This is a genomic window from Ruania alba, from assembly GCF_900105765.1.
Lineage (GTDB): Bacteria > Actinomycetota > Actinomycetes > Actinomycetales > Beutenbergiaceae > Ruania > Ruania alba.
Genome location: NZ_FNTX01000001.1, coordinates 508,225 through 526,036 on the forward strand (window position 1 = coordinate 508,225; position 17,812 = coordinate 526,036).

A 17,812-nucleotide genomic window follows, 5' to 3' on the forward strand; every position below is an offset into this window, starting at 1 on the left:
GTGTCACTCACCTCGCCGAACCGAGGCTTTCCGCTGGAGAAGATCGACGGCAGTGCCGGGGACATGCGGTGGTGGAGCAGCGCCATCGGGCGGCTGGCTGATCGGCAGGACGACGTCCGATCCGCCGCGGAGCAGACCATGGAGCTCCCCGGCACCGGCAAGTCGGTGACCAGGGCCCGCGACGACGCCGCCGACCTGCTCCTGGCGCTTGCTACGGACATCGCGGCGGCCGAGCTGCTGGTGCGGGTGCTCGCCGACTACGCCGAGGCCTACGACACCTCCGCGAGCAGCGCCAACGATGTGATCGGTGACGTCGAGGACGCCCATGCTGCCTGGCAGGCGGCCGATGTGGAGTACCAGGAGGCGGCGCTGGCCGCTCTGTGGTCCGCGCGCGGCGACGATGAGGAGGCGTCGGCGACCGCGCACTCGAGGCTGCAGGAGGCCGATGAGGCGCGCGAGGGCTGCAGGAGCGCGCTCGACGAGTTGTGGGAGACCTACGAGCAGCACTACGCCGCGTGGGACGAGGCCTACGACGAGGCACTCACGGCGCTCGCCGAGGGCACCGGCACCGCGCTCACCTCCGAGGCGCGGGACGCACTGGCGGGCCTCCTCGCCTGTGACACCCCTGCCGAGGTGGCCGCCTACTGGGAGCAGCTCGGACCGGGCGCGCGAGCGGAACTGAGCGGCCGCCGTCCGGAGATCATCGGCAACCTGGACGGAATCCCGTATGACGTGCGGCACGCGGCCAACGTGGCTGAGCTCGAGCGGGCCATCGCTGCCGCAGGCGAGCCCGTACCGCCGGACCTCGCTGCACTGGAGGCCGAGGTGGAAGGAAACGACGCGTGGCTCGTCTCCTTCGATCCGGACGGGTCCGAGCAGGTGACGGCGGCCCTCGCCTACGGCGACCTTGCCGGCGCCACGGACCTCAACGTGCTGGTGCCGGGGATGGATGCCAGCGTGACCGGGATGCCCAGCTGGGGCGCATCGGCGCGGGCATTGAACGAGGGCGTCGAGGCGGCCGACGCCGCGGCTGAATCGGCCACCGTGGTGTGGTTCGGATATGACACACCCTCGAAGCTGGAGGAGCCGTTCCTGGATCGGGCTGAGGACGGGGCCGCCTCGTTGAGCACCTTCCTGGACGGTCTCCAGACCGTCCATCCCGATGCCGAGAACGCGGTGATCGCCCATTCCTACGGAAGCACCACCGCGGCGCTCGCGATCGGCTCCGAACCGGGTGGGCACGGCGTGGACCAGTTCATCGCCGTCGGATCGGCCGGCTTCCCGAACGACGAGGCCCTGCTCGCCAACCTGAACGACGGCCCGGACCTGTACGCCTCGTTGTCCCCGGACGACCCGTGGGCGCGGATCGGCCGGCACGTCACGCTCTGGGGCGGGGACCGAGTGGGCCCCGAGGGCCTTCCGGGTGCGACGGAGTTCGACAGCGACGGTGGCTATGCCCGCGACCCCGACGGGACGCTCGCGACCGACAAGGACGGCGAGTACCTGCATCCCACCGAGGGACACTCGGCCCAGGGTGCGGACGGCTATCTGAGCGACGGGAGCGAGTCCCTCTACAACATCGAGCAGATCGTCGCCCACGGTGAGCCGGGCACCGTGACCGACGGCGTCGGCAGCGAGGGCGGGTTCTGGGAGTCCGTGGACGACGTCGTCGAGACCGGCAAGAACGTCATCGAGGACGGCGTGGAACTCGTGAAGGACTCCTTCCGGTGGCCGCCGGTGAGCACCCCGGCGGTCCCATGGTGAGGCAGCATGCAGCAGTCGTGCTGCGGATTGGTGATGAGTGATGTCCCAGACGATTGACGGTCCTACCGCAGGCGTGCTCTACGAGGGCGCCGCCGACCTGTTCCACGCCTATCAGGGGCAGTTGCACGCACTCCTGATGAGCGTCCACGAGGGCGAGTGGGCCGTGGGTCAGGCGCAGTACGGCGCCTTCGCGCAACGATGCCCGGACCATCCTGAGGGACCGGCGCGATACCACTTCCAGTACCTGCGGCACGTGCGGACTGGCCGGCCGGCGGAGGAGGTCATGGCCCAGGCGCTCACCATGCTCCGCGGCGCAGGGCTGGCACCGAACGCTGAGTCGTACGGCTCTGGGGAACGTGCCCAGCACGCGCTGATCGTGCGCGGTGACGACCGCTACGCCGAACTCGTCGTCTCCTGCTACCCGGCCACCGGGAGCGTGCGCGTTGCCGCGAGGACCGCCTGTGCCCCCGGGGATCCGAGCGAGCTCAATGCCCTGATCTTCCCGGAGCCGCGGGACGGGCGGATCGGCGCCCTGCAACCTCGCAGCGAGGGGCCGGAGTCGGCGCCCCAGTTCTACTTCCCGCCGGGGGAGACCTGATCGCACACCACGGTAGGGCGGGCATCGATTGTGAGATCGACGCCCGCCCCACCGGTGCTGCGTGACTTACTCGGCGGGGCGGCCGCCGCGGGTACGGCGCCGACGCCGGCGGCGCTGACCACCGGGGCGCTCACCGTCGGCGTGTCCGCCGCCGGCCTGGCCCTCCCCGGAACGTCCTCCGGAGCGTCCACCCCGACGGCGTCCCTCACCTCGGCCACCGCCGTCGCCATGGCCGCGACCGCCTGCTGGGCCAGCACGGTCCGGGCTCTTGCTCTTACCGGCCGAGTTGCCGGTCTCGCCCAGGTCCTCGACCTGCTCGGCCCCGAGTCCGGCACGGGTCCGCGCCGCACGGGGCAGCCGGCCCTTGGTGCCCTCGGGGATCTTCAGGTCGGAGTACAGGTGCGCCGACGAGGAGTAGGTCTCCGGCGGCTCGCCGATGTTCAGGTCCAAGGTCCGGTTGATCAGGCCCCACTTCGGCAGGTCGTCCCAGTCCACGAAGGTGATCGCGGTCCCGGTGTTGCCGGCGCGTCCGGTGCGCCCGATCCGGTGCACGTACGCCTTGTCGTCCTCGGGGCACTGGTAGTTGATCACGTGGGTGACGTCGTCGATGTCGATACCGCGAGCGGCCACGTCGGTGGCCACCAGCACGTCCACCTTGCCGTTGCGGAACGCTCGCAGCGCCTGCTCACGGGCGCCCTGACCGAGGTCACCATGGATCGCCGCGGCAGCGAAACCGCGGTCGTTCAGCTCGTCGGAGACCTTGGCGCAGGTGCGCTTGGTCCGGGCGAACACGATCGTCAGCCCGCGGCCCTCGGCCTGCAGGATGCGCGAGAGCATCTCCACCTTGTCCATCGCGTGCGCCCGGTAGGCGACCTGCCGGGTGGTCTTCAGCGTGGCACCCTCGTCACCCGGGTCGTGCGCCCGGATGTGGGTGGGGCGCGTCATGTACCGGCGAGCCATCGCGACCACGGGCCCCGGCATGGTGGCCGAGAAGAGCATCGTGTGGCGCGTGGCGGGGGTGGCGGCGAGCAGCGTCTCCACGTCCGGCAGGAAGCCGAGGTCGAGCATCTCGTCGGCCTCGTCCAGCACCACGGTGCGGACCTTGCCCAGGTCCAGGTGGCGCTGCTTGAGCAGGTCGATCATCCGGCCGGGGGTGCCGACCACAACCTCGATACCGGTCTGCAGGGCTTCGATCTGCGGCTCGTACGCACGGCCACCGTAGACCTGCAGCACGCGCACCTTGCGGCGACGGGACGCCGTCGCCAGATCGCCGGCCACCTGCACGGCGAGCTCGCGGGTGGGCACCACCACCAGCGCCTGCGGCTTCCCGGCGTCGGGCAGGGTCTCCCAGGCGTCCTCACCGGGGGCGACCACGCCCTCCAGGAGGGGCACGCCGAAACCGAGTGTCTTTCCGGTGCCGGTCTTGGCCTGCCCGATGATGTCCCGGCCCTTCAGCGCCACCGGGAGGGTGAGTGCCTGGATCGGGAAGGGGTGGGTGATGCCGACGTCGCTGAGCGCGCCGGCGATGTCGTCACGGACACCGAAGTCCGCGAATGTCTTGGCGACCTCGGCGTGCGGGTCGGCGATCTCGCCGGCCTCGACCCTGTCGCCGACGACGGCGTCGAGATCCTCGGTCGCCTCGTCAGTGTTGATGGTGTCTGTCACGGGTGTGAACCTGTTCGCTTCACGGTGGATCGCGCCGCTCGTCCCACCCACGCGGTGCGGGGCGACGAGTCTCACCTGGTCGTGGTAGCCGATCGCAGAATGTCAGTGTCGGCTCGTGCCGACTTATGCCGCGTGATCTACCTGTTCGGGCGACCGGGCAACCGTGTACGGCTCCTATGCTACCGCCTGCGTCGACAGTTCCGGATGTGGCCGCGCTATCGCGCCGCCGGGGCCCGTCGAACCCCGACGGCGATCAGGTACCCCAGGGTCCACAGTTCACCGACCGTGGCGGGCGCGGTGAGCAGGCCGGCGACGGTCTCCGCCTCGGGGACGAGGGTGGCGACGAAGGCGCTGAGGAGGTAGCCCGCCCCGCCCACCAGGAGGAGCCAGCCGAGCGGTGCCGGGAGCCAGCCGGAGGTGAGGATCAGGTGGCCCATCGGGAGCAGCCAGAGTCCGAAGAACGGGGTGCCGGCGCTCCAGAAGTGCTCGGCGATGGTGGAGAAGAGCTGGACCGAGCCGGCCGCGTCCCCGGCGATCGCGGTGGCCGGGTCGGCGGCCACGCCGGCCGCCGCGGCGAGAAAGGCTGCGCTGCCGGTCTGGGCCACCGCATTCATCAGCCCGAAGACGGCGAGGGCGCCTGCGGCGAACGGGCTCACGCCGCGGAAGAGGCGGTAGAACCACAGGGCAGTGAGGGTTTGGGTGATCACCACCCCCATCTCCAGCGCGACGCCCGCCCGGGTGAGGACGGGGTGCGCCTGCAGATTCGCCAGGGTGGCGGCCGCATCGCCGGCGACGAACAGCTGGCTGCGGATCACCAGGAACCCCAGGACTCCGGTCACGCCGAGGCCGAGGTAGAGCAGGCCGGTGATCCGGGCAGTCCGGACGCGTGCCTGCTGGTCCGGGTCGAGAGCGTTCGGGACGGGGGACGTGGCGGTGGTCGTGGTCATCATCTGCTCCCGGATCGACGAAACTTACGGCGTAAGGTAACCATACGGCGTAAGGTCGGTCAACAATGGGGGCGAACCCACGACCGAACCGAGGAGGCTGGATGGCTGCCGGGAGGGTGCGCCCGCCGCTGAGCCGGGATCGGGTGCTGGCCGCGGCATCGACGCTCGCCGACGCCGACGGGCTGTCGGCGGTGACGATGCGCCGAGTGGCGGCCGAGCTGGATGTCGAGGCGATGTCGCTCTATCACCACGTGCGCGGCAAGGAGGAGCTGCTGGACGGGCTCGTGGAGTCCGTGGTCGGCGAGATCGAGGCCGCGGTGGGGCGCACGAACCCGCCGGGGTCACCGAGCGCCGACCCCGTGGCCCAGGACTGGCGTGCTGCGCTCAGGCGACGGTGCCTGACAGCGCGCACGGTGATGGTGCGTCATCCTTGGGCGCCGGGGCTGATCGGGTCGCGGTCGACGATCCCGGCCCCCCTCTATCCCTACTTCGAGGCGATCCTCGCCACCCTGATCGGGGGCGGCTTCAGCTATCACCTGGCGCACCAGGCGTTGCACAGCCTGGGCAGCATGGCGCTCGGCTTCGCGCAGGAGCTGTTCAGCCCCACCGACGCCGGCGGGACGCTCGACGAGGACGCTGCGGAGGCCGAGTTCGCGGCGATGGCCGAACGGCTCCCGCACCTGACCGCGATGGTGGCCGCCGAGTTGCACGACCACGACGAGGACCCGCTCGGTTGGTGCGACTCGCAGAACGAGTTCGAGTTCACCCTCGACCTGCTCCTGGACGGTCTGGCGCGGAGGCTCGAGGCGGTCGACCCGTCGCGGTGAGGTCGAGCTGGGCTCAGAGAGCCCCGAAGCCCACCGGGCGCGGGGTCTGGGCGCCGATCTCGACGAACCCGAGGGTTGCGACCGGCACCACGACCCGGCGGCCCTTCTCGTCGGTGAGGTCCAGGACCGCGCCGGCATCGCCGTCGGCGGACTTCGCGAGCGCCTCGGTCACGGCGGCGACCACGGCGTCGGCGTCCTCACCCACCTCCAGGGTCAGCTCGCGGTTGATGTGCTTGACGCCGATCGTGATCTCCACGTGTCTCTCCGCATCTCATGCGTGGCCTAGGCCACCTGTGGTTAGGGGTACTGCGCGCCATCGTACGTTGCTACGAGTGGCACCATGGACTCCATGACCAGTCACGAGTCCAGGCGCAAGCGGGTGCGGTTCGTCGCGCCCGTGGGCCTGCTCGTGCTGCTCCTCGGGATGGTCAGCGCCGAGGGTCCGAGCGCTATTCCCGATCCGGACGACGCCGCGCAGACAGAGGTGCTCCGCGCCCCGGTCACGAGCCGTGGAAGCGACCGCGATCCGGCGCCGTCGGACGGTCGTGAGGCTGATCCGACCCCCACGGCCTGGCCGTCGATGCGCATTCCCGACTGGCCGGGCGAGGTCGAAGCAGGGAACGAGTCCGCTGAGGACACCTCAGCGGAGTCGGAGCAGCCGGAAGAACCGGAGTTGACCGCGGCCGAGCGTGCCGACCAGCGCGCCGGTGTGCTGGACCGCGAGGTGCCGCGGTCCGCCTCCGGGCAGCTGCTCGTGGTCGACGGCGAGACCGCGGCCCCCGAAGGAGCCGACCGGGTGATCCACGTGCGGGTCGAGGTGGAGGACGGGCTCGCCGTGGAGCCGGAGACCTTCGCCGCGTACGTGATGACCGTCCTGAACGATCCGCGCGGCTGGGGTCACGACGGGTCGGTGGCCTTCGCCCGCACCGACGGCGACCCCGACATGCGCGTGGTGCTCGCCTCTCCTGACCTCACCGACGAACTCTGTGCGCCCCTGGACACCGGCGGTGAGTACTCCTGCGGGAGAGAGGGGCACGCCGTTCTCAACGCGGTGCGCTGGGCGCAGAGCACCGATTCCTTCCTCGCCGAGGCGGGGATCGGGACCTACCGCCAGTACCTCGTCACCCATGAGGTCGGACATCTGCTCGGCTACCCGCACGAGGACTGCCCCGGCGCCGGCGAGCGGGCACCGGTGATGCAGCAGCAGACCATCACCTTGGACGGGTGCACGCCGAACGGGTGGGTCGCTCCGTAGGCCGATGTCGGCGGGTGATGATGGACTCATGCCCGTGGCTACCGCAGACTCTCTCGTGCACCGCCTGAGCGGTGCTGCCGACGAGGCACGCGCGGCCATCCTGGCCGGCGGCCACCACGTGGTGCATGGCGCGCCTGGGACAGGTAAGACCACGACGGCGTTGCTCACCTTCACCGAGTGGGTGCGCCAGGACCCTGGTGCGGCTGTGCTGCTGGTGCCCACCCGCCGTCGGGCGGCCGCGGTCCGGGACCAGGTGAGTGCCCGGCTGCAGCGCACCACCGGTGCGGTGCTGGTGCGCACGCCCGCCTCGCTCGCCTTCACGATCCTTCGACTGCGGGCCAGCCATCTCGGCGAACCCGCTCCCACCCTGGTCACCGGACCGGAGCAGGACCAGGCGCTCGCCGAGCTGCTCGCCGGGCACGCCGAGAGGGAGGGGGCGCCGATCGGCTGGCCGGAGTCGGTGAGTCGGGAGACGCTGGGGTTGCGTGCCTTCCGGAACGAGCTGCGGGACCTGTTGATGCGGGCCGCCGAGGCCGGGCTGGACGGAGAGGGGCTCACCGCCTGGGGTGAACGGCACCATCGCCCGGAGTGGTGCGCCGCGGGCCGGGTGCTGACCGAGTACACCCAGGTGATGTCACTGGGGCAGACCACACCGGACCGTGGCGCACGGTACGACGCCGCCACGATCGTCGACGAGGCGGTGCTTGCGTTACGCACCTGGGAAGACACGGTGCCGGACGTGCCCCGCCCGCGCTGGTCCCTGGTGTTGCACGACGACTATCAGGACGCCACCCTGGCGACCGCCCGACTGCTCGACACGTTGGTTGACGACGGCGCGCGGGTGGCGGTCTTCGGCGACGCGGATCTGGCCGTGCAGCAGTTCCGTGGCGGTGTTCCTGCGCTGTTGCACACGGCGTCGCTGCCGCCCGGACGGGACGGTGCCTGGGGCGCGACGGAGCACGTGCTGGATGACGTGCACCGGCATCCGGCGGCAGTTCGCGAGGCGGTGACTTCGCTCACGGCGTCGCTGCCCAGCATGGCCGAGACCCGGCGGCGGCGGGCGCGGGCCGAGCCGGGAGACGGGCGGGTCCGTGCGGTGCTGCTGTCTACCGACGCTCAGCAGGTGGCTTACATCGCGCGTCACCTACGGGAGCAGCACGTGCACGCCGACGTGCCCTGGTCGCAGATGGCGGTGGTGGTGCGGTCCGGGTCCCTGGTCGGTGCCGTGCGGCGCGGGTTGCGGACCGCGGGCGTCCCCCTCGCGATGGCCACCCCGGACCGACCGCTGCGGGACGAGCCGGCCGTGCGGCCGCTGCTGGTGTCCTTGCGGTGCGCGATCACCGGGGACGTCACCCCGGAGGACGCGGCAGCACTGCTCGTCTCACCGATCGGCGGGATGGATGCGGTCGGCGTGCGGGCGCTCCGCCGGGCGCTCCGCCAAGCCGAGCGCCGTCGGGCGGGGAGCGGCACTCCGAGGACCTGCTCGGGGAGCTGTTCGAACCCGCCGTTCGTCGCGTCGGCGTGCGTCTGGCGGCGCACGAACTGCCGACGGCGGGGATCGTTGATGGCTCAGCTGGCTCAGATGGCCCGGATGGTTCGGTCAGTGCGGCGCCCGAGGACGCGGGGGACCCGAGGAAGCAGCAACGCCTGGCCGTTCCGGCGCCGCACTGGAAGATGTCCCGGACCGCGTGGTGCGCAGTGTCCGGACCGTCCTGCGGGTGCTGACCGCGGCCCGCGACGAACTCGCTGGCCCGGAGGCCACCGTGGAGACAGTGCTCTGGGAGATCTGGGAGACCGCCGGGCTCAGCCGCACATGGCAACGGCGGGCGCTCGCCGGCGGGGCTGGTGGGGACCGCGCTGACACCGATCTGGACGCCGTGATGGCCCTGTTCCGGGCGGCCGAGCAGTTCGTCGATCGCAGCACGTTCGCCTCCCCGGCGAAGTTCCTCGAGCACCTCGCCGCGCAGGACTTCCCGGCCGACACCCTCGCCGCCCACGGCGACACCGGCGATGCTGTCGCGGTGCACACCCCGGCCGGCGCTGCCGGGGGAGAGTGGGACGTGGTGGTCGTGGCCGGGGTGCAGGATGACACCTGGCCCGACCTGCGGATCCGTGACTCGTTGCTGCGCTCGGCCGAGCTGGCCGATATCGCCACGGCGCGGCATGTGGCGACCGCGACCGACAGTGCAGGCACTGCTGAGCGGGATGCGTTCCGGCGGGCCAGGCGCGAGGTGTACGAGGGTGAACTGCGCACCTTCGTCTCCGCGTGCTCCAGGGCACGGCGGGACCTGCTGGTCACCGCTGTGCTCGACACCGACGCACGGCCGTCGATCTTCGTGGAGACGCTGCTGCCGGACTCCGACGAGCTGCCCCCCGTCACCCCGGTGGCCCCGCCGCTCGACCTGCGAGGCCTGGTCGGGCGGCTGCGGGCCGAGGTGCGACCACTGCTGACCCGGTCGGAACCGGAGGGTGGCACCGAGGCGGGGGCGCGCGCGCAGTCGGCCGCGGCGCTGCTGGCTCACCTGGCTGCCCGCGACGTGCACGGGGCGGATCCAGCGCAGTGGCCGATCTTCCGCACCCCGAGCACCACGGCACCACTGTGGGCCGACGGGGAGACCGTGACGGTGTCGCCCTCGACCCTGGAGGACGTGACCACCTGCCCGCTGCGCTGGGCGCTCACCCGGCACGGCGGCAAGCCGGGCGACTCCACTGCCCAGAACCTGGGAAACCTGGTGCACGAGATTGCCGCCGAGCATCCGTCCGGCGGCGAGTCCGAGCTGTTGCAGGCGCTCGCCGAGCGCTGGCACGAACTGGAGCTCTCCGACGGGTGGGTCGGTCGCCGCGAACGAGCCCGCGGCGAGGAGATCATGCGCAAGCTCGCCCAGTACAACGCTGAGCGCGCTGGACAGCGGGTGGAGACCGAGACGGCATTCGAGGTGGACGCCGACGGGATCCGGCTACGCGGTCGGGTGGACCGGGTGGAGCACACCAGTACCGGGGTGCGGATCGTCGATCTGAAGACCGGCAAGTCCGCGGTGTCGAAGGCAGATGCCGAGCGGCACGCCCAGCTGGGCAGCTATCAGGTGGCCGTCGAGCGAGGGGCGTTCGGGGCGTCAGCCTCCGGTGGCGCTGCCCTGGTCTACCTGGGTGCGGCCACCAAGGCGGTGACGCAGCGGGAGCAGCGTCCGCTGGCCGAGGACGCCGACCCCGCATGGGCCGAGACCATGCTGCGCGACGGAGCCGCCTCGATGGCCGCCGCCGAGTTCGAGGCCCGGCCCAACCCACGCTGTCGGATCTGCCCGGTGCAGAACTCGTGCCCGGCCCAGCCGGCCGGAGGAAGGGTGACGCCTTCATGAGTGACGGATGCGACGCCCCGAGCGCGGCTGCGGACGTGGAATGGACCGCGGCGCGAATCGCCGAGACGCTGGGGCAGCCACCGCCCACGGCCGAGCAACGACTCGTGATCGAGTCCGGGCTGGAACCGATGCTGGTGGTGGCCGGCGCCGGCTCCGGCAAGACCGAGACGATGGCCGCTCGCGTGGTGTATCTGGTGGCGAACGGCATCGTGGCACCGGGGGAGATCCTCGGGCTCACCTTCACCAGGAAGGCTGCCGCCGAGCTGTCCGGGCGGATCAGGGCCCGGTTGCGTCGGCTGCAGCGCGCCGGGGTCTCCATCGGTGACACAGTGGCCGACCGGCCCCGTATCGCCACCTACAACTCCTATGCGGCGGCGATCGTGGCCGACCATGCGCTGCGGATCGGGATCGACCCCGATGCCACCCTGATCGGCGACGCCGGGCGCTACCAGCTCGCCGAGAGCGTGGTGAACACGTGGGCAGAGACGATCGAGACGCCGTCAGCCGTCACGACCGTGATCGACGCCGTCGCTGCCCTGGCAGCGGAGCTGTCCGAGCACGGCCGGACACCGGACGAGGCCGCCGCCGTGCTCACCGACCTGATGCGGGAGATCGAGGAGAAGGAGGTCGAGCCGGGAGCACGGGCCAAGGGGCCACTCAAGGCGGCTCGGGACCTGCTGGTCTCGCTGCGTACGCGCACCCAGGTGATGGACGTGGTGGCCGAGTTCGCGCGGCGCAAGCGCGCCGACGGTGTGGTCGACTTCGGCGACCAGGTGCGGATCGCCGCCACCGTGGCCGAGCAGGTGTCGGACGTCGGGGTCGCGGAACGGTCCCGGTACCAGGTGGTGCTCCTGGACGAGTATCAGGACACCTCGATCGCCCAGGTGCAGTTGCTGCGCGCGCTCTTCGACGGCGGCCACCCGGTGACCGCCGTCGGGGACCCGAACCAGGCGATCTACGGCTGGCGTGGCGCCGCGGCCGGAACGCTGCTGGCCTTCCCCGAGGTGTTCCGCGCGGCGGACGGCAGCCGCGCGGGGACCGCGAACCTCTCCACCGCCTGGCGCAACGACCTGGCCATCCTGCGTGCCGCGAACACCGTGGCCGCGCCGTTGCTGACCGAAGGCGTCGCCGAGCTGCAGCCCCGCCCCGGTGCGGCTGAAGGGGCCGTGCACGCGCGGTATCCGGAGACGGCGGCCGAGGAGGCCGAGATCGTGGCCTCGTTCCTCCGCCGGCACTGGCACCCGGAGCACGGCTCGGCAGCCGTCCTGTGCCGGCGCCGCGCACAGTTCCCGGTGATCGAACGCGCGATCCGGGAGGCCGGGCTGCCGTGCCAGGTGGTCGGGCTCGCCGGTCTGCTCGCCACCCCGGAGGTCGCCGATGTGCGGGCCACCCTGCAGGTGGCCCACGACCCGTCCCGTGGTGACGCATTGATGCGTCTGCTCACCGGCCCGAGCGTGAACCTCGGAGCGAGCGATCTGCGAGTGCTCTCGGAGTGGGCGCGCACCCAGGCGCGGTCGTGGCGCACCACCGGTGAACCTGCGCTCGCCACGCAAGGGACGCCGTCGGGTGTGCTCTTCGACCTCGGCAGTGGCGAAGGTGACGCGCCATCGGGAACGAGTGCCGAAGCGACGGCGAAGGTCTCGGCCGACCGGGACGAGCGCGCCGAGGTGCTCGAACCGGTGGAGCAGGCGAGCCTCGTCGAGGCCATCGACCGGTTGCCTCCGCCGGCATGGCGTACCGCCGAGGGGCGCACGCTCAGTCCACCGGCACGCGACCGGCTGAACCGGCTGGCTGACCAGGTCCGCCTGGTGCGCTCGCTGACCCACCTGGGAATCCCCGAGCTGGTCACCGCCACCGAACAGGCCCTGGACCTGGACATCGAGGTGCTGGCAGCGGTACCGGGCTCGGCCGGGCACGCTCGCCGCCACCTGGACGCCTTCACCGCCGCCGCGGCCGACTTCTCGCGCGACGCCGAAGCCCCGACCCTGGGGGCTTTCCTCAGCTACCTGGACGTCGCTGAGGACGAGGAGCGCGGTCTGGAGGTCGTGGAGGCAGAACCGGATCCGCACGCGATCCAGATCATGACCGTGCATGCGGCGAAGGGGTTGGAGTGGGACGCCGTTGTGGTGGTGGGCATGAATGTGGGTGACTTCCCCTCCGTGAACCCGATACCCAAGCCGGAGAAGCCGTTCACCGGCAGTGGCTGGCTCAGTGGCATCGCCACCCTGCCCTACCCCCTGCGCGGTGACCGGGACTCACTGCCTGAGCTCGACCTCGCGGCCCCGAGCACGCACCAGGAGGTCGATGAGGCGCTGGCACAGTTTCGGCTCGCCGAGGGCCAACGGCTGCTGCTGGAGGAGCGCCGCCTGGCCTACGTGGCGCTCACCCGCGCACGGCACCACCTGCTGCTGACGGGGTCGTTCTGGGGTGAGCGCCAGAGCGTGAACCGTCCGTCGCCATTCCTGACCGAGGTGGTGCTCGGAGAGCTCGCTCAGACCGGCGGCGCGTGGCCGCAGCAGAGCGCGACCGAGAAGAACCCGGCCACGGAGGAGGTGCGCACCGCCACCTGGCCGACCCTCCCACCCCAGGTCAGTCCCTCGTGGTGGCGGCTGTGGGACGACGCCGCGGAGCCCTCGCCGGCCGAGGGTCGACCGGAGGGAGCACCCGACCAGCCACCGGCCGCCCCTGATCTTCCGGAGGACGTACGGTTCTGGTGGCGCGATGCGGCGTTGCTCCTCGCCGAGCGGGACGGTGCCCGTGCCGCCGGCACCAGCCCGCCGGCGCACCTGTCGGCCTCCGCAGTGGTTGCTCTTGCCCAGGACCCGGAGAGCTTCCGGCGCAGCAGGCGGCGTCCGGTCCCGTCTCGACCGAGCGTGCACGCCCGGCGGGGGACCCGCTTCCACGCCTGGGTGGAGCAGCACTTCGGCTCGCGTGCCCTGATCGACTGGGATTCCCTGCCCGGGGCTGACGACGACCTCAGCGGCACCGATCCCGAGCTCGAGGAACTGCGCCGGGCGTTCCTGGCGAGCGAGTGGGCTCATCGCTCGCCGGTGGATGTGGAGGCAGACATCGAGACCCCGGTGCGCGGGGTGATGATCCGGTGCCGTATCGACGCCGTGTTCGCCGACGAGCACGGGATCCACATCGTCGACTGGAAGACCGGTTCGCCCCCGCGAGACCCTGCGGCCACCCGTGCCCGTCAGATGCAGCTCGCTCTCTACCGCGTGGCATGGTCGCGGTTGCACGGCACGCCGCTGGAGACGGTGCGTGCCTCGTTCTACTACGTGGCCGAGGGCGTCACGGTCAGCGGGGACGAGATCACCGAGGGCGAGATCGAGGAGGTGCTCGCGGCTGCGGCCGAGGTGAATGCGCCGTCCTGAGGCTGAGGGTGGTGGCTGCCTGGGCGGGTCGATTGTGGCCGGTGTCACCGTGCACATCGGAATCTCGTTGAATAGTGAACCGTTGCCGCGGGTATGAGTATCGATACTGCCGCCGATCGTCCTGCGCTCCACCTTGCCCGCGACTCCGCCGATCTGCTCTTCCGTGAGGCACGCTCGGTGCGTGAGTTCTCCGACGCCGAGGTTCCGGACGAGACGATCGCCGCAGTGTATGACCTCATCAAGTGGGGTCCGACGGCGATGAACTGCAGCCCGATGCGGCTGCTGCTGGTCCGCTCGGCCGAGGCGCGTGAGCGACTCTGCCCGCACATGGCCGAGGGCAACCGGGAACGTGTGGCCGAGGCGCCGCTGAGCATCGTGGTGGCGTTCGACCCGGTCTTCTACGAGCGGCTGGATCACCTGGTGCCGCACGTGCCCGGCATTGGGGAGAAGGTCGGCGGCGATGCCGCTGCCGCGGAGGCGATGGCGCGGACGAACGCGCTGCTGCAGGCTGGTTACCTCATCGTCGGCCTGCGCGCGGCAGGTCTGGCCACAGGACCGATGAACGGGATGGACGCTGAGGGGATCGATGCCGAGTTCTTCGCCGAGAGCGGGTGGCGTTCGTTCATGGTGATCAACGTGTCCCAACGGGACGGCGCCAGCACGACGCGCCCGCGCGCTCCACGCCTCGAGTTCGCCGATGCTGCCATGACGGTGTGAAGAATCGACTGATCTGCGCGCGCGGTCGCCGCATAGGGCAGATGCGGCGCTGAGCCCCGTCATACGTGCTCAGGACAGTGGCTTAGGTCAGTGGCGGGAGTTGCGCCGTCGGGGTCTCATCGTCCCCGCGGCGGAACGGGCGGTCCTGCCCGACGCGGATCTCCTCGCCGGTGAGCGCATGGGCGTCGGCGGCCGGGGTCTCACCGGCATGGTCCTCGGGGTGCTCTGCAGGCGAGGCAGCCGACTCGCGCAGACGGCGGAGCTCGGGGTGATCGGCCGTCTCGTTGTCGTCGCCGGTCAGGACCCCGGGGCGGTGGGACCGCTCCGGACCCGATGCGTGCTCGTCGGTGACGGGCTCGTGGCCAGCCCGGTACTCGTCGGTGCCGGGCTCGTCGTCAGCGTCGTACTCGTGGTTGGCCGGGTACTCGTCGGCACCGTCCTCGTCTTCTGACTCGCTCGACTCATTGGACCAGTCAGCCATCACCGGCTCGGTGCGGCCGATCGGTCCGGCATCGGCCACGTCGTCGGCGAGCTGGCTGAGCATCGTGATCGCTTCGTCGACCACCTGGCCATCCCGCACCCGGACCCCGTGCATCAGCCAGCGCACCACCGCGAGCTCACCGGCGAGGACGGCACGGTCGGCCAGGTGCTCGTCGGCGGTCTCGGTGCGGGCCAGGGCGTAGGCCTCCAGGATCGAATCGAGCGATTCCTCCGGTGCGCTGGAGAGCAACCAGGCGAGGTCGTCGGCAGGGTCGGCCACCCGGGCGTCGGACCAGTCCAGCACACCGGTGACCGCGTCATCAGCCACCAGCACATGCTCGGCGGCGAGATCGCCGTGCACCGGGGTGGCACGGAACCGCCAGAGCGCCACGTCCTCCAGCGCGTGCTCCCACCGCCGCAGCAGCGCGGCCGGTACGTAGCCGGTGGCCGCGGCCTCGTCCACCTCGGCGAGTCGCCGGCGGCGGTAGGAGTCGGCGTCGTAGGCCGGTAGCCCCACCTCGGCGAGGGTAGCGCCGTCGATCTCGTGCAGCGAGGCGATCGCCCGCCCCACCTGGGCGGCCAGGCCCGGGCCATGCGCGAGCCGGTCCACGGCCAGCGGCTGGCCCAGCAGCTCCGGGTAGACCATCGCCCGGCCACCCTCGGGCAGCGGGGCGAACCCGGCGGGTCGAGGGACGTCGAACCGCAGCGCACCGGAGTCCACGGCAGCCCCGAGGACCCCGAGCAGCGCCACCTCGGCCTCGAGGGCGGCACCGGCAGATGCCCGGCGCGGGGCGCGGACGATCCAGCGCCGCCTCGCGGAGTCCAGCACACCGACCACGTCGAAGTCGGCACCGGGATTGCGCGGTGGGCGTGTGGCGATCACGTCCATGCCGGGGATCGCCACGGTGGCGAGCGCAGCGAGGGCGAGCGGAGAGCGGGAGGTCTCGGGCACATGCTCACGGTATGCCCCGCCTGCCCCACGAGCCGGGCGCTCGCCCGGCGCGTCCACCGATCGCCCGGCTCGGCCGGTTCGCGGAATGTGTCAGGCTGACGAGGTGGACTCCGACCTGCTGCCCTTGTCCCGGCCCGGCGTGGATCGTGACGCTCACCGCCGGAACCATCCCGACCTGATCGAGGAGCTGCGCGCATCCTCGTCCACTCGGGTGGTGCACGTCAGCGACGGACGCGTGGCCGCTGACCAGGCCACGACCAGCGGGGCCGACCAGCCCCGATTGCGCTGGCACGACCCGGTTCCCGCGGACGCGCTCTGGATCTACCTGGGCCGCGACGAGGATGCTGACTACCTCGCGGCGATCACCAGCGAGCAGGCCACGACCGGGCTCGCGCGCGGGATGGACGATCCGCAGGGGGCCGTCACCTCGGCCGAGCTCCGCATGCTCACCTTGCGCGACATCGGCTGGATGCTCTCCGGAGCGGAGGCCGGTCTGGCGGCAACCGCGCTCGCGCTGGCCAACTGGCACGCCACGCACGGCTTCTGCCCGCGCTGCGGTGCGGCTACTGACGTGGTGGAATCGGGGTGGGTCCGACGGTGCCCGGACGACGGCTCGCAGCACTTCCCGCGCACCGACCCTGCGGTGATCATGGCCATCACCGACCCGGAGGATCGACTGTTGCTGGGCCACGCGGCGCACTGGCCGGAGGGTCAGTTCTCGGTGCCGGCGGGCTTCGTCGAACCGGGGGAGTCGCTCGAGAGTGCCGTGCGACGCGAGGTGCTCGAGGAGACCGCCGTCCGAGTGCACGAGGTGACCTACGCCGCGAGCCAGCCGTGGCCGTTCCCCGCCTCGTTGATGTTGGGCTTTCGTGGACGCACCGATGATCGTGAGGCAACCCCCGACGGCGTAGAGGTCACCGCCGCACGGTTCGTCACCCGGGAGCAGATCGCCGAGGAGTGGCGCACCGGTCAGACTCGGTTGCCACGGCCCACCTCGATCGCCTGCAGTTTGATCGAGGAGTGGTACGGGCAGCCGCTGCCGCGTTGAGCAGGTTCAGCTGAGCCGGGCTTTGACGTCCGCCAGGGACGGGTTCGTCGCCGCGGACCCGTCTGGGAACACGACGGTCGGAACTGTCTGGTTGCCGCCGTTGACCTGCTCCACGTATGCGGCAGCCTCGGGCGCTTCCTCGATGTTGACCTCGGTGAACGGAATTCCGGCGCTGTCCAGCTGTCCCTTCAGCCGCCGGCAGTAGCCGCACCAGGTGGTGCTGTAGATGGTGATGCTGCCGGCCTCGGGGAGTGCGGTCGTGCTCACGGGGTCCTCCAGATGATCGAGATCGATGACGGCGGCCGGTCGCCTCGGGCGTTCGGCCTCGCCGCGTGCAACGCCTGCGATCAGCTCACTGTTCCCGGGGCCACGGACGCATGGTTGCCGTCACGTCGATACGTCGAGCGCACCCCGTTGGCAGGTCGGCACTGCTGATCGCGTCCTACTGGTACCTCGGCACTGCTGATTGTGCCCCGCTGGTACTCCGGCGCGGCTGAGGCAAGTGCAGCGCCGAGACTCGGCGCGACTGGGAGCAGGGCGCAGCGGCCAGTGCATGGACGTGTTCTACACCCCCGAGGCTCAGCAGGGCTGGGACTGGGGCATCCGTGGGCGTGGTGAATGGCGCTGGTTTGCACTCCGGCACACCCTCGATCTCCTGTCGTCCAACCACGCATCGAGTGCGCTGCGATGCGGGTTTGTCCACAGATGTGGGTCCGATGCCCCTTCCCGGGGCGCCTTGTCCACAGGCGCATACCCGATGCACCTTCATCCACAGGTAGAGGCGGACTTTTCGTTGCAATACCAACGATTACTCTTGACTGAG

Annotated in this window: 15 protein-coding genes; 10 read left to right on the forward strand and 5 right to left on the reverse strand. The window is 71.2% G+C overall.

The annotated features are described in order from the left end of the window. Complete coding sequence (locus tag BLU77_RS02335; protein WP_089771524.1) at positions 1-1,764, forward strand: alpha/beta hydrolase; 1,764 nt, start codon at positions 1-3, stop codon at positions 1,762-1,764. A 40-nt stretch (positions 1,765-1,804) separates the two neighbouring features. Continuing rightward, complete coding sequence (locus BLU77_RS02340) at positions 1,805-2,362, forward strand: hypothetical protein (protein WP_089771525.1); 558 nt, start codon at positions 1,805-1,807, stop codon at positions 2,360-2,362. 66 nt (positions 2,363-2,428) lie between these two features. On the opposite strand, the gene BLU77_RS02345 is transcribed toward BLU77_RS02340, so the two are convergent. Together BLU77_RS02345 and BLU77_RS02350 are read right to left on the reverse strand one after the other, a co-directional pair. After that, positions 2,429-4,027, reverse strand: coding sequence for a DEAD/DEAH box helicase (locus BLU77_RS02345; RefSeq protein WP_089772914.1), 1,599 nt, complete (start codon positions 4,025-4,027; stop codon positions 2,429-2,431). Positions 4,028-4,242: 215 nt separating this feature from the next. Beyond that, positions 4,243-4,974 (reverse strand): DUF4386 domain-containing protein, encoded by a 732-nt coding sequence (locus BLU77_RS02350; RefSeq protein ID WP_089772915.1) that lies wholly within the window; start codon positions 4,972-4,974, stop codon positions 4,243-4,245. A 101-nt stretch (positions 4,975-5,075) separates the two neighbouring features. On the opposite strand from BLU77_RS02350, the gene BLU77_RS02355 reads away from it, so the two are divergent. After that, positions 5,076-5,801: a TetR/AcrR family transcriptional regulator gene (locus tag BLU77_RS02355; RefSeq protein WP_089771526.1), complete on the forward strand. Its 726-nt coding sequence runs from the start codon at positions 5,076-5,078 to the stop codon at positions 5,799-5,801. Between the two features lie 13 nt (positions 5,802-5,814). On the opposite strand, the gene BLU77_RS02360 is transcribed toward BLU77_RS02355, so the two are convergent. Then, positions 5,815-6,057, reverse strand: coding sequence for a DUF3107 domain-containing protein (locus BLU77_RS02360; protein WP_089771527.1), 243 nt, complete (start codon positions 6,055-6,057; stop codon positions 5,815-5,817). A 93-nt stretch (positions 6,058-6,150) separates the two neighbouring features. On the opposite strand from BLU77_RS02360, the gene BLU77_RS02365 reads away from it, so the two are divergent. The 5 genes from BLU77_RS02365 to BLU77_RS02385 all read left to right on the forward strand — a co-directional run bounded on the left by BLU77_RS02365 (position 6,151) and on the right by BLU77_RS02385 (position 14,509). After that, positions 6,151-7,056 carry a DUF3152 domain-containing protein gene (locus BLU77_RS02365; protein WP_245708629.1) on the forward strand — a complete coding sequence of 302 codons (906 nt, stop codon included), beginning with the start codon at positions 6,151-6,153 and terminating at the stop codon, positions 7,054-7,056. A 34-nt stretch (positions 7,057-7,090) separates the two neighbouring features. Beyond that, positions 7,091-8,917 carry a UvrD-helicase domain-containing protein gene (locus tag BLU77_RS02370; protein ID WP_175476912.1) on the forward strand — a complete coding sequence of 609 codons (1,827 nt, stop codon included), beginning with the start codon at positions 7,091-7,093 and terminating at the stop codon, positions 8,915-8,917. Further along, entirely contained in the window at positions 8,820-10,412 is a 1,593-nt protein-coding gene (locus tag BLU77_RS02375) for a PD-(D/E)XK nuclease family protein (RefSeq protein ID WP_139177551.1), read from the forward strand. Before BLU77_RS02370 ends, BLU77_RS02375 begins: the two co-directional genes overlap by 98 nt. Next, positions 10,409-13,792, forward strand: coding sequence for an ATP-dependent helicase (locus tag BLU77_RS02380; protein WP_175476913.1), 3,384 nt, complete (start codon positions 10,409-10,411; stop codon positions 13,790-13,792). Before BLU77_RS02375 ends, BLU77_RS02380 begins: the two co-directional genes overlap by 4 nt. A gap of 93 nt (positions 13,793-13,885) precedes the next feature. After that, positions 13,886-14,509 (forward strand): malonic semialdehyde reductase, encoded by a 624-nt coding sequence (locus BLU77_RS02385; protein WP_089771531.1) that lies wholly within the window; start codon positions 13,886-13,888, stop codon positions 14,507-14,509. Positions 14,510-14,591: 82 nt separating this feature from the next. Here BLU77_RS02385 and BLU77_RS23010 read toward each other — a convergent pair whose 3' ends face one another. Continuing rightward, on the reverse strand, positions 14,592-15,941 hold the full coding sequence (locus BLU77_RS23010; protein WP_342741435.1) for a macrolide 2'-phosphotransferase: 1,350 nt from the start codon (positions 15,939-15,941) through the stop codon (positions 14,592-14,594). A 103-nt stretch (positions 15,942-16,044) separates the two neighbouring features. Between BLU77_RS23010 and nudC the strand changes: the two genes are divergently transcribed. Further along, on the forward strand, positions 16,045-16,989 hold the full coding sequence (gene nudC, locus BLU77_RS02395) for an NAD(+) diphosphatase (RefSeq protein WP_245708630.1): 945 nt from the start codon (positions 16,045-16,047) through the stop codon (positions 16,987-16,989). Between the two features lie 6 nt (positions 16,990-16,995). Here nudC and BLU77_RS02400 read toward each other — a convergent pair whose 3' ends face one another. Beyond that, positions 16,996-17,256: a mycoredoxin gene (locus tag BLU77_RS02400; protein WP_089771533.1), complete on the reverse strand. Its 261-nt coding sequence runs from the start codon at positions 17,254-17,256 to the stop codon at positions 16,996-16,998. A 12-nt stretch (positions 17,257-17,268) separates the two neighbouring features. Between BLU77_RS02400 and BLU77_RS21970 the strand changes: the two genes are divergently transcribed. Continuing rightward, entirely contained in the window at positions 17,269-17,424 is a 156-nt protein-coding gene (locus BLU77_RS21970; RefSeq protein WP_175476914.1) for a hypothetical protein, read from the forward strand. The last annotated feature ends 388 nt before the right edge of the window (positions 17,425-17,812 follow it).